Origin of the sequence: Kitasatospora sp. NPDC059571 (genome assembly GCF_042735675.1) — a bacterium.
Classification (GTDB): domain Bacteria; phylum Actinomycetota; class Actinomycetes; order Streptomycetales; family Streptomycetaceae; genus Kitasatospora.
Genome location: NZ_JBHWBW010000233.1, coordinates 1 through 11,737 on the forward strand (window position 1 = coordinate 1; position 11,737 = coordinate 11,737).

Annotated in this window: 11 protein-coding genes; 7 read left to right on the forward strand and 4 right to left on the reverse strand. The window is 76.1% G+C overall.

Translation table 11 applies throughout. The features are described from left to right. Both ACFV0G_RS23620 and ACFV0G_RS23625 read right to left on the reverse strand, forming a co-directional pair. On the reverse strand, positions 1–938 hold a 938-nt coding region (locus ACFV0G_RS23620; protein WP_380551272.1), incomplete at its 3' end, for a maleylpyruvate isomerase N-terminal domain-containing protein. After that, positions 935–1,444, reverse strand: coding sequence for a sigma factor (locus ACFV0G_RS23625; protein ID WP_380551275.1), 510 nt, complete (start codon positions 1,442–1,444; stop codon positions 935–937). The genes ACFV0G_RS23620 and ACFV0G_RS23625, both read right to left, overlap by 4 nt. 558 nt (positions 1,445–2,002) lie before the next feature. On the opposite strand from ACFV0G_RS23625, the gene ACFV0G_RS23630 reads away from it, so the two are divergent. Then, positions 2,003–2,476: an ATP-binding protein gene (locus ACFV0G_RS23630; RefSeq protein WP_380551278.1), complete on the forward strand. Its 474-nt coding sequence runs from the start codon at positions 2,003–2,005 to the stop codon at positions 2,474–2,476. Between the two features lie 442 nt (positions 2,477–2,918). On the opposite strand, the gene ACFV0G_RS23635 is transcribed toward ACFV0G_RS23630, so the two are convergent. Then, positions 2,919–3,986, reverse strand: a complete 1,068-nt coding sequence (locus tag ACFV0G_RS23635) for a GlxA family transcriptional regulator (protein WP_380551281.1) — start codon at positions 3,984–3,986, stop codon at positions 2,919–2,921. A gap of 84 nt (positions 3,987–4,070) precedes the next feature. Here ACFV0G_RS23635 and ACFV0G_RS23640 point away from each other — a divergent pair, with 84 nt between their 5' ends. The 5 genes from ACFV0G_RS23640 (at position 4,071) to ACFV0G_RS23660 (ending at position 8,745) form a co-directional block, all read left to right on the forward strand. Beyond that, a complete protein-coding gene (locus ACFV0G_RS23640; RefSeq protein WP_380551284.1) occupies positions 4,071–5,315 on the forward strand; it encodes an MFS transporter in 1,245 nt (414 codons plus the stop codon). An 87-nt stretch (positions 5,316–5,402) separates the two neighbouring features. Next, positions 5,403–6,704, forward strand: a complete 1,302-nt coding sequence (locus tag ACFV0G_RS23645; protein WP_380551287.1) for an MFS transporter — start codon at positions 5,403–5,405, stop codon at positions 6,702–6,704. Positions 6,705–6,761: 57 nt separating this feature from the next. Continuing rightward, a complete protein-coding gene (locus ACFV0G_RS23650) occupies positions 6,762–7,289 on the forward strand; it encodes a GNAT family N-acetyltransferase (RefSeq protein ID WP_380551290.1) in 528 nt (175 codons plus the stop codon). Between the two features lie 126 nt (positions 7,290–7,415). Beyond that, positions 7,416–7,745, forward strand: coding sequence for a DUF4229 domain-containing protein (locus tag ACFV0G_RS23655; RefSeq protein WP_380551293.1), 330 nt, complete (start codon positions 7,416–7,418; stop codon positions 7,743–7,745). Position 7,746: 1 nt separating this feature from the next. After that, positions 7,747–8,745: a LacI family DNA-binding transcriptional regulator gene (locus ACFV0G_RS23660; RefSeq protein ID WP_380551296.1), complete on the forward strand. Its 999-nt coding sequence runs from the start codon at positions 7,747–7,749 to the stop codon at positions 8,743–8,745. Positions 8,746–8,764: 19 nt separating this feature from the next. On the opposite strand, the gene ACFV0G_RS23665 is transcribed toward ACFV0G_RS23660, so the two are convergent. Further along, positions 8,765–9,994 carry an MFS transporter gene (locus ACFV0G_RS23665; RefSeq protein ID WP_380551299.1) on the reverse strand — a complete coding sequence of 410 codons (1,230 nt, stop codon included), beginning with the start codon at positions 9,992–9,994 and terminating at the stop codon, positions 8,765–8,767. Positions 9,995–10,381: 387 nt separating this feature from the next. On the opposite strand from ACFV0G_RS23665, the gene ACFV0G_RS23670 reads away from it, so the two are divergent. Continuing rightward, positions 10,382–11,713, forward strand: coding sequence for a dicarboxylate/amino acid:cation symporter (locus tag ACFV0G_RS23670; RefSeq protein WP_380551302.1), 1,332 nt, complete (start codon positions 10,382–10,384; stop codon positions 11,711–11,713). The last annotated feature ends 24 nt before the right edge of the window (positions 11,714–11,737 follow it).

Genomic DNA, 11,737 nt, shown 5'->3' on the forward strand with positions numbered 1-11,737 from the left:
CCGACCCGCGATATCACCACCCCGCCTCCGGCCGGCCGCGTGAGCCCTCGCGCAGCGCCCGCCCGCCGCGGGCGGGGGCCGGCCGCCCCGGGTCCGCGCAGGGCCGCCAGCACCTGCGGGAGCATCCGGGCGCCGAGGTCGATCAGCCGGTGCAGGTGCTGCGGGGCCGGCGGCGGGTACGGGTAGTCGACCGCCCGGGCGATGTCGTCGCCGTGGATCCAGCACTCGAAGGCCCGGTCGAGGAAGGCGTCGCGCAGCGGCAGGACGGCGAAGCCGTAGTCGACCGGCGCGTCGCCCCCGCCGGCCCGGGCGGCGGCCCGCAGCAGGGCGTGGCTCTGGCCGCGCCACCGGGTGCGGACCTGGTCCGGGTCGTCGCCGCCGACCGCGGTGATCAGGGCGTGGGTGCGGTCGAGCACCCCGGCGGGGCGGCCCTGCTCCGGGACGCGCGCCGGCGGCGGGACAGCCGGCCCGCCCGCGCCGTACCCGATCGGGTCGGCCAGCCCGAGGGCGGGGGAGAGGTAGCCGTCAACCGCCGCCAGGTGGCAGAGCACCTCGGCCGGGCGCCAGCGCTGCACGCCGCCGTGCCACGGCAGTTCGGCGACCTCGTGCCACTCCGCCGGGCCGAGGTCGCACAGCAGCGCGTCCAGCCGGGCGCTCTCCGCCGCGTACGGGCCGGCCCAGTCCGGTATCGGCAGCTCCGCCGGGCGGCGGGCCAGGCAGTGCTCCAGCACCTGCCGGCGCAGCGTGCCGGAGAGGTCGAGCGGTTCGTCCGTGCAGTTCTCGGCGGCGGCGCCGGTGAGCCGGGCGGCCTCCTCGGCGCAGTCCGCGCACCCGGTGAGGTGGCGGGCGATCTCGGCGGCGGCCGGCCGCGGGCAGGTGCCGAGCGCCCACGCCCCGAGCAGGGAGCGCAGGTCCTCGTGGCGCCCGCCGGCCGTCACGGTGCGGGCCGTCCGGCCCCGGTCGCGGTCACCGCGCCGGGGTGCCCGTGCGGGCCGCCGCCCGCTTCGGGGGCGACCAGGTACAGGCCGAGCCGCATCCGGTACCCGCCGCCGCGCTCGCCGCCGCCCGTACGGCGGACGGGATCGCGGCCGGCCGCCTCGCGCAGCGCCTCGGGGAGGGCCGCAACGACCTGGTAGCCGCGGGCGGCGGCCCGCTCGGCGACCCGTGCGCCGCCGTGGCGGTGGCGCAGCCGCTCGACGGCGCGCCGGTGGGTGAGCGCGCCCAGCCAGGCGCGCAGCGAGCCCTCCTCCGGCCGGTACGCATCGGGGCGGGTCCACAGGTGGGCGAAGACCTCGCGGGTGAGCTGCTCGGCCGCCTCCTGGTCGTCGAGGATGCGGGCGGCCAGACCGTGCACGAGCGGGGCGAACCGGTCGTACAGCTCGCCGAGGGCGGCCTCCTCGCCGCGGGCGAGGCGCTGGTGGAGCCGCTCGTCGGGCGTACTCATGGCCCCTCCCCTCCTGCGCGGGCCGTGCTTCGCACCACGGTATCCCGGCGGCTTTCCCGACCGTGCGGATTGTGCGAAGAAGGGGAACGGAGGTTTCGGATCGTCAGAATCTTGGAAGGGGCCCCGCCCCGGCGCGGCGGCTCGACACGGCCGGGCACGGCGGTTCGGTCGTGGCGGACGCCCCATTCGGGTGCCGTGGCGGTACCGTCGTTGTGCTCGTGCAGAAGTTCCGCCCGGCCGGACGCTCACCGGTGCGAACCCCGTCAGGGTGAGCGGGACAGTATGCACCGAGCTGTCCCCCGATCGCTGGAATATGCCCGAAGCGCTTGCTGCGGCCCCTGGGTCGTCTCATCCTGAGGCGTATTCGTGTCGAAGCCATGGGCGGCCCGGCCAGGCGCACCCGCTGTGCGCGGCCGACCGGACCGGCTTGATGAGGAGCGGCCGGAAGCAGGGAACGCGGACGCTGCGGGCTCTGCTCCCGGCCACTCGAAGGCCCCTGTCGCCCGGGCCGGGCGTCAGGGGGTGGGTGGCCGAATACCGAGTGCGGGTGGTGGAGCGGTGCAGGTACTACAGGTGCAACTGGCGGTGCAGGCGGATCCGTCGGAGGTCGGCAGGGCACGCCGCTGGGTACGCAACCGGCTGAGCGGCCACGGCCTGGACCCGGACGCCCCGATGGCGGAGACCCTGGTGCTGGTCGTCTCGGAGCTGGTCACCAACGCGGTGGTGCACACCGGTTGTCCGGCCGTCCTGCGACTCACCATGCCGGTGGCCGACACGGTGTCGGGTGACACCGTCTCAGTCCCCGTGCGGGTGGAGGTGGCGGACGCCAGCCGGACGGCCCCGGCGCCCCGGCACGCCGGCGGAGAGGCCACCAACGGCCGCGGGCTGGAGCTGGTCGAGCTGCTCTGCGACCGCTGGGGCTGGTACCCGGACGGCTCCGGCAAGCGCGTCTGGTGCGAGATCGACCCGAACGCCGCGGCCGCCGTCCCCGCCGAGGTGCCCGTGCTGGACGAGTTTGCCTGGCAGCTCTGACCGGTCCGCGACCCGCACCCCGCGGACCACGTCCCACCGCACACCCGCCGCGCCCGCTGCCGCCCGCACCCGCCGCGCACCGCCGCGAGCACCGCACCGCCGCGGCCCCGCACGACCCGCCGTCGCGCCCCTCCCCGCACCGCCGCCGCAGCCACCCGCCCGGCCGGCCCCCCGCCCGGCCCCCCGCACACCGGCCCGGCGTGCGCCGGGGGCGTGCCGCCCGCCGCTCCGAGCCGGCCCCGCCACCGCACTCCCGCGGCCTCCCGCCGCCGATCCGAATTTCGGACAGCCCATTGACGTGACGTATCCGACTGATCACCCTTGGGTGCGGCGATCCGTTGCGAGGGGACGCCGAGGACGACCCGGCGGGTAGCACCGGGGGGACACGGCTGCCCACCGCCGGACTGCCTCCTCGGCGAGTGCGGAGCGCCGGTGCGCGGGTTCAGGCCCCGTGTGCCCGGTCGGACGGCGGCGCGGCGCGCGCCGGGGATGTGCGCGCCGCCCCGCCGCCCGCGGCCGACGGGGCCGGCTCGGCCCGGAAGGTGCGCCGGTACGCGCTCGGCGCCACGTCCAGGCGGCCGCGCAGCTGCAGCCGCAGCGACGCCGCGGTGCCGAATCCGGAGCGCCGCGCCACCTGGTCGATCGACAGGTCGGTCTCCTCCAGCAACTGCCGGGCCAGCGCGGTGCGCTGGACGGTCAGCCACTCCCCGGGGCTGCTGCCGGTCTCGGTCCGGAACCGGCGGGTGAAGGTGCGCACGCTCATCCCCGCCCGGGCCGCCAGGTCCCGCAGGGACAGCGTCTCGGCCAGGTGGTCGAGCGCCCAGGCGCGGACGTTCGCGGTGCCGGAGGTCCCGGTGTCCGGGGCGGGCCCCGGTGCCTGCACGTACTGCTTCTGGCCGCCCTCGCGCCACGGCGGCACCAGGCAGTGCCGGGCGACCGCGTTGGCCACCGCGCTGCCGTGGTCGCGCCGCACCAGGTGCAGGCAGAGGTCCACCCCGGCCGCCACGCCGCCCGAGGTCAGGATGTCGCCGTCGTCGGTGTACAGGACGTCCGGGTCGAGCCGCACCTGCGGGAAGAGGCGGGCGAACTCCGCGGTGTAGGCCCAGTGCGTGGTGGCCGGCCGGCCGTCCAGCAGCCCGGCGGCGGCCAGCACGAAGGCGCCGGTGCAGATCGAGACCAGCCGGGTGCCGGGCCGGACCCGGGCCAGCGCGGCGATCGCCCGCGGGTCCAGCGCATCGGCCGCGACGCCGCGCGCCCCATCCCGCTGGGCCGGGACCACCACCGTGTCGGCCCGCTCCAGCAGCTCGGGACCGTGGTCGACGGTGATCGAGAAGTCGGAGCTGGTGGCGACCGGGCCGCCGTCCACGGTGCAGGTCGCCACCCGGTACAGCGGCGCGCCGCCCGGGCCGCGCGCCGACTCGAAGATCCTGGCGGGGATGGCGAGTTCGAAGGCGATCACGCGGTCCAGCGCGAGCACCGCGACCTGGTGCACCGGTGCCTCGTCGGCCATCGTGCGCTCCCTTCCGCCGGTTGCCGCCACATTGTGACCCGTAAATCACTGGCCACCCAAGTGGTCTACACCAAAACTGCTGCTGTGCCCGAACTGAGATCCGCCACCGCCCCCGCCCGGCCGGCCGCCCCCGCCCCCGCCATCTGGTCCCGCAACTTCCGGCTCTACTTCACCGCCCGCAGCTCCGGCCTGCTGAGCGACGCCATGCTCCCGGTCGCCGTCTCGGCCGGCCTGCTCGGCGCCGGCCACTCGCTCGCCAGCGTCGGCTACGCGATGGCGTTCCTGATGGCGCCGTTCGCGGGCCTGGTGCTGGTGGGCGGCGTCCTCGCCGACCGGTTCACCGCCCGCCGGCTGATGATCGCCGCCGACACGGTCAACCTCGGCACCCGGATCCTGCTGGCGGTGCTGTTCTTCCGCGGCGTCGACAGCCTGGCGCAGCTGTACGCCCTGCTCGCGCTGGCCGGCGCCGCCGCCGCGATGTTCCAGCCGGGCGCCGCCTCCACGGTGCCGCTGGTCGCCCGCGACGTCCAGGGCGCCAACGGGGTGCTGCGCACCTCGGAGGCGCTCACCACGCTGCTCGGCCCGGCGCTGGCCGGCGTGCTGGCCGGTGCGGCCGCGACCGGCTGGGTGATGGTGCTCGCCGCCGTCGCCTACGGCCTGAGCGCGGTCTGCCTGCTCGCGCTGCGGCTCGGCCCCGTCCCCGCCCCGCCGCCCGGGGACAGCCTCTGGCGCAACCTGGTCGTCGGCTGGCACGAGTTCCGCTCCCGCTCCTGGATGTGGGGCACCATCGTGATCTGGATGTTCTACAGCGTGCTGTGCTTCGGCCCGCTGCTGCCGATCGCGGCCGGGCTGATCGTCCCGGCGCACGGCTCCACCGCGTACGGCCTGCTGAACGGCGCGTTCGGTGCCGGGACGGTGCTCGGCGGGCTGCTCGCCATCCGGGTCAAGCCGCGGCGCCCGCTGCGCGGCGGCGCGCTGGCGATGCTGGCCTACCCGCTCTACCCGCTGGGCATCGTGCTCGGCCTGCCGGTGCCGCTGCTCGGCCTGTGCTTCCTGACGGCCGGGGCCGGCACCACCTTCTGGGGCGTCATGTGGGCGACCAGCGTGCAGACCCAGGTGCCGGGCGAGGTACTGAACCGGATCCACGCCTACGAGGTGGCCGGGTCGGTCTGCATGGCCCCGGTCGGTGCCGCGCTGGCCGGCCCCGCCGCCGCGGCGCTCGGCGCCCGGACGGTGCTCGCCGCCGGCGGCGCGGTGGGCCTGCTGGTGGTCGCCGCGCTGCTGCTGGCCCGCCCGATCAGCACCCTGGAGCGGGCCGCCGGGCAGTGACCCGGGGCGCCCGAGTGGCCCGATCCTGACGAAAGCTGGCAGTCAGGCCACTCGTGCGCCCGCCGCGCGGCCGGGAGACTCTCCTGCGTGACCGAACTGACCACCCGCCCGTCCACCGGACAGCCCGTCCGCACCCCCCGCCTCCACTACGCCTGGGTGGTGGCGGCCGTCGCCCTGCTCGTCCTGGTCGGCTCCGCCGGCATGCGCTCCGCCCCCGGCCTGATGATGGACGCGCTGAACAGCGAGTTCGGCTGGTCGCACGCCACCATCGGCAGCGCGGTGTCGGTCAACCTCACCCTGTACGGACTGACCGCGCCGTTCGCCGCGGCCCTGATGGACCGCTTCGGCGTACGGCTGGTCGTCGTCTGCGCGCTGCTGCTGATCTCGGTCGGCGCCGGCCTGACCGTGCTGATGACCCAGAGCTGGCAGCTGATCCTCTGCTGGGGCGTGCTGGTCGGCCTCGGCAGCGGCTCGATGGCCGGGGCCTTCGCCACCACCGTCACCGGCCGCTGGTTCCAGGCCCGGCAGGGCCTGGTCACCGGGGTGCTCACCGCGGCCGGCGCCGCGGGCAACCTCATCTTCATGCCGGTGCTCGCCGACCTGGTCGAGTACCACGGCTGGCGCACCGCCGTGGTGGTCGTCTCGCTCGCGGCGACCGCGGTGGCCGTCCCCGTCCTGGTGCTGATGCGCGAGCACCCCGCCGACGTCGGCCTGCTCCCGTACGGCGCCACCGAGCCGCCGGCCCCGCCGGTCGCGGACGGCAGCGCACTGGCCCGCTCGCTGCGGGTGCTGCGGGACGCCGCCCGCAGCCGGGCGTTCTGGCTGCTGGCCGGCTCCTTCGCGATCTGCGGCGCCACCACCGCGGGCCTGGTCGGCACCCACTTCATCCCGGCCGCGCACGACCACGGGATGCCGGTCACCACCGGCGCGAACCTGCTCGCCCTGATCGGCATCTTCGACGTGGCCGGGACGATCGCCAGCGGCTGGTTCACCGACCGCTTCGACTCCCGCCGGCTGCTGGTCGTCTACTACGGGCTGCGCGGACTGTCCCTGCTCTTCCTGCCGCAGCTGTTCGGCCACTCGCTGCAGCCGCCGATCCTCGCCTTCGTGATCTTCTACGGCCTGGACTGGGTGGCCACCGTCCCGCCGACCGTGGCGCTGTGCCGCCGCCACTTCGGCCCGGACGCCCCGATCGTCTTCGGCTGGGTCCTCGCCGCCCACCAGATCGGCGCCGCCCTGGTCGCCGGGCTGGCCGGCGCGGTGCGCGACCGCTTCGGCGACTACGACCTGGCCTGGTACGCGGCCGGCGGCCTGTGCGCGGTGGCCGTGCTGCTCTGCCTCGCCCTGCGCGGCCGGGCGGCGACCCCGGCGACCCCGGTCGCCGCCTGACGTTCGGCGCCCGGTGCCGGCCCTGCCGCTCGTAAGGGCCAGGTAGCCTTGGCGGTCATGACACTGGACTTCGCCCTGGACCCGGACCTCACCCCCGGGCTGCGCGCCGAGATCGTCGACCTCTGGACGGCGGTCAGCAACGCCGGGGGTGCGGTCGGGTTCGTCCCGCCGGTCACCGCCGAGCGGGTCCGACCCACGGCCGAGCGGCAGTTCGCGGGCCTCGCCCCGGCCGGCCCCGACCGGCTGCTGGTCGGCCGCGAGAGCGGATCCGGCCGGCTCGCCGCGGTGGTCTTCTTCGAGTCGCAGCGCTTCGACCTCATGGAGCACTGGCGGATGCTCAAGCGGGTCATGGTCCACCCCGACCTGCAGGGCCGCGGGTACGGCGCCGAGCTGCTCGCCGAGGCCGAGCGGGCCGCCCGGGCCTGGGGCCTGGCCGGCCTGCGGCTCACTCTGCGCGGCGGCCACGGCCTGGAGAAGTTCTACGGCCGCAGCGGCTACACCGAGGTCGGCCGGGTGCCCGGCGCGATCCGGGTCGGACCGGGTGACGACCGCGACGACGTGACGATGTGGCTCGAACTGCGCTGAACCCGTGCGCGGCCCCGTGCGGGCACGGGTGTAGGGCATGCTTCACTGGGAGGTCGTGACCCCGGCACCGGACGAGACCGGCCGGGCGCCGCCCGCCGTACCCCCAGCAGTGAAGGACCCCCACCCGTGAGCAGCAAGTCGCACGCCACGCTCCGCTACACCTCCCTGCGGGCCAGCATCTTCCTCGGCTGCCTGCTCATCGCCCTGCTGCTCGGCCACTTCGGCGTCATCCCGGTCGCGGGCGGCTCCGGCGTGGTCTTCCTGGTGCTGCTGGCCGGGCTGGTCTCCGCCCCGATCAGCTACGTGGCGCTCAGCCGGCAGCGCGACGCGATGTCCGAGCAGATCGCCGGCAAGGTCGACGGCATGCGCACCCGCACCGCGAAGCGGATCGCCGCGCAGAACGCCGAGGAGGACGCGGCCGACGACGCCGCCCGCGCCGCCGCCCAGCAGAACTGACGTGCCAGGGCCCGCGCGCCGCCCGACCGGGCGCGACGTGGCGCGGCTGGCCGGTGTCTCGCAGGCCACCGTCTCCCTGGTCTTCTCCGGGCCGGAGGGCGGCCACCGGGTCTCCGAGGCCACCCGCGAACGGGTCCGGGAGGCCGCCGACCGGCTCGGCTACCGCCCGCAGGCGGCCGGCCGGCAGCTGCGGCTCGGCCGCAGCGGCATGGTGATGCTCGCCGTGCCCAACCTGCTCGGGCCGTTCTTCGGCCGGGTGCTCTCCGGCGCCCACGAGGAGGCGCACCGCCGCGGGCTGGCCGTCGTGGTCAGCTCCGGCTGGGACGGCGCCACCCTCGCCGAGGCCGCCACCGCCGGCCGTTTCGACGGCCTGCTGGTCTGCTCCCCGGACGACAGCCAGCTCGGTGGGCTGCCCGACGCCACCCCGACCGTGTACCTGGACGCCGACCCGGCGCTCGACCCCGTCCGCCCCACCGTCGAACTCGACGTCGGCGGCGGGATGCGGGCCGCCGTGGAGCACCTCGCCGCGCTCGGGCACCGGCGGATCGGCCACCTGCGCTCCACGCTCTCCGCCCACACCTTCCGGGTCCGGCAGGCCGCGTTCGAGGCGGCGACCGAGGGGCTGGAGGTGCTGGAGGCCGGCGTCAGCCTCAACGAGGGCGCCCCCGCGGCCCGGATCGTCGCCCGCGAACTGCTCGCCCGGCCGGACCGCCCCGCCGCGGTGATCTGCGACGACGACGTGGTCGCCTCCGGCCTCTACCAGGCGGCCGCCGACCTCGGCCTGGCCGTCCCGGACGACGTCTCGGTGATCGGCATCGACAACGTCCCGGTGGCGGGCCTGCTCGTCCCCCCGCTGACCACCGTCGACCTGCCCGGCGAGGAGCTCGGCCGCTGGGGCGTCACCGCGCTGGCCGACCTGCTGGAGGGCCGCCCGGTCGCCGCCGTGCCGCCGCTGCCGACCGCGCTGGTCGTCCGCGACTCCACCCGCCGGGCCGGCTGACCGCCGGCCCGCCGCGGGGTCAGTGCGCCGCCGCGGCCTCGGCCGGCACCGGCGCGCCGGTGAGCGGAGCGGCCGCCGCGGCCGGCCGGAAGAACCCCCGGCAGCCGAACAGCAGCAGGGCGCCCAGCCCGATCCCGGCCACCGCGCAGAACGCGACCTGCGCCAGCGAGCCCTCCACGAGCGCGCCGGAGACCGCGTACCCGGCCGCGTTGCCGGTGGCGAACAGCGTGATCAGCCAGGCGAACGCCTCGGTCACCGTGCCGGCCGGCGCCAGCTCCGCGATCAGCACGAACGCCGCGGCCAGCAGCGGGGCCAGGCCCACCCCGGACAGCAGCGCCAGCCCCGCCATGGCGGCCGGCGCGGGCAGCAGCGGCAGCGGCAGGTACGAGAGCGCCATCAGCAGCGCGATCACCCAGGTGCGGGTGGCCGTGCTCGAACGCCAGCGCACCGCGCCGTAGCCCAGCGCGCCGACCAGGCCGCCGACCGCCGCCAGCGCCAGCAGCAGGCCCGCCCCGCCGGGCAGTGCACCGCGGTGCTGCTCGGCGTACGCGATGAACAGCACGCTCTGCGCGCCGACCGTCCAGCCGGCCCCGGCCAGTCCGATCAGCAGCAGCACCAGCCCGGGGGAGCGGAGCGGCCCGAGCAGGCCCGCCGACGCGGAGCGGGCCGGGGCCCGCCAGGCCCGGGCCGGGGCGGTCGTCGCCACCACCAGCGCCCCCAGCAGGCCCAGCGCCGCCGCGGTCCACAGGGCGGCGGACGGGCCGAGACCGGCCGTGATGCCGGCCACCGCGAGCGGGCCCGCGACGTAGAGGATCTGCTGCGAGGCGGAGTCGAAGGCGTACGCGGTGTCCAGCTGCTCCTCGGCGACGACGGCCGGCCACAGGGCCCGCAGGCACGGTTCGAGCGGCGGCATGGCGAGCCCGGCCAGCGCGGCGCCGGTCAGCGCGGCGGCCGGGGAGCCGGGGGCGAGCGCGAGCAGGGCGTAGCCGAGGCCGGCGACGACCGCCGTGCTCAGCAGCACCCGGGGCTGGCCCTTGCGGTCCACCAGCCGGCCGAGCACCGGCCCGCCGACCGCGGCGGCGACCGCGTAAGCGGCGGTGGCCAGGCCGATCCGGCTGTACGGGGCACCCGCCTCGCGCAGCGCCAGCGCGATCACCAGGCCGGTCATGCCGGCCGGGAGGCGGCCGAGGAGGGTGCCGAGAAGGAGCCTGGTGACGTGCGGGGCGCGGAGCAGCGCGAGATAGCCCATGCCTGAAGTTATACGTATAACTGACCGGCCGGGTCAATCGGGCCCTTGGCGCGCGCGGCTGCTTCGTGGCCCATCTCAAACAACAGCTTTGAACATCTCAAATGTTTACTGCTAATCTTCCGGCCATGACCACCCCAGGCGCCGCGCACCAGCACGGGACGAGCACCCCGCTCGCCCCCTGCCGCCCGCGCCTGCGCGGAGGGTCGGCCGGCCAGCGCCCCTGTCGCGCCCCCCGCCGTACCGGCGCCGCCGTCCGCCCCGGCGCCCTCGGCTGTATCTAGGCGGCACGCCTCCCCGGACCGGGCCCCTTCGGGCCCGCGCGTCCCGTCGTGCCGCCGCGCCTCCCCCTCCCCCCGCCTGCCACCCCCGCCCCGGAGTCGCACACCCATGTCCACCGCGCCCACCGCGCCCGCCGCACCCGGCATCCTGGCCCGCATCCGCACCACACCGTTCTGGGTCCAGATCGTCGGCGGCCTCGCCCTCGGCCTGCTGCTCGGCTGGATCGCCCGCGCCGGCGACGTCGCCTGGCTCACCACCACCCTCGACACCATCGGCAAGACCTTCGTCCAGCTGCTCAAGCTGGCCGTCCCGCCGCTGGTCTTCACCGCGATCGTGGTCAGCGTCGCCAACCTGCGCAACGTCGCCAACGCGGCCCGGCTCGCCGTCCGCACCCTGCTCTGGTTCCTGGCCACCTCGCTGATCGCGGTCAGCATCGGCCTCGCCCTCGGCCTGCTCACCGACCCCGGCCAGGGCGCCGGACTCTCCACCGAGGGCCTCAAGGCCCCCGAGGAGGCCGGCAGCTGGATCGACTTCCTGACCGGCATCATCCCGACGAACATCGCCACCACCTTCGTCGAGGTCAACGTCCTCCAGATCGTCTTCCTCGGCGTCGTCACCGGCGCCGCCGTCCTCAAGATCGGCGAGAAGGCCGAGCCCGTCCGCCGGCTCAGCGAGTCCGTCCTCGAACTCACCCAGACCGCCCTGTGGTGGGTCATCCGGCTCGCCCCGCTCGGCACCCTCGGCCTGATCGGCAAGTCCGTCGCCAAGTACGGCTGGGATCTGCTCACCCCGTTCGCCACGCTCACCGCCGACGTCTACATCGGCTGCGCCCTGGTGCTGTTCGGCGTCTACTCGCTGCTCCTGCGGTTCGCCGGCGGCCTCAACCCGCTCAACTTCTACAAGGGCGCCTGGCCGGCCATCCAGCTCGCCTTCGTCTCCCGCTCCTCGGTCGGCACCCTGCCGGTCACCCGCCGCGTCACCGAGCGCCTCGGCGTCCCGAGCGAGTACGCCTCCTTCGCGGTCCCGTTCGGGGCGACCACCAAGATGGACGGCTGCGCCGCGATCTACCCGTCGCTCGCCGCGATCTTCGTCGCCCAGGTGTACGGCATCCACCTCGGCATCGGCGACTACCTGCTGATCGCCTTCGTCTCGGTGATCGGCTCGGCCGCCACCGCGGGCCTCACCGGCGCGATCGTCATGCTGACCCTCACCCTGTCCACGGTCGGCCTGCCGCTGGAGGGCGTGGGCCTGCTGCTCGCCATCGACCCGATCCTCGACATGGTCCGAACCGCCACGAACGTTGCCGGCCAGGCGGTCGTGCCGATCCTGGTCGCGGCGCGCGAGAAGACGCTGGACCGCACCGCGTACGACAACCCGACGGGCGACCTGCTGGGCGCCGCGCCCGCCCCGCAGCCCGAGCGGGTGACCGTCGCCGCCTGACGGCCGCGTGCGTCGAGCCCTGTC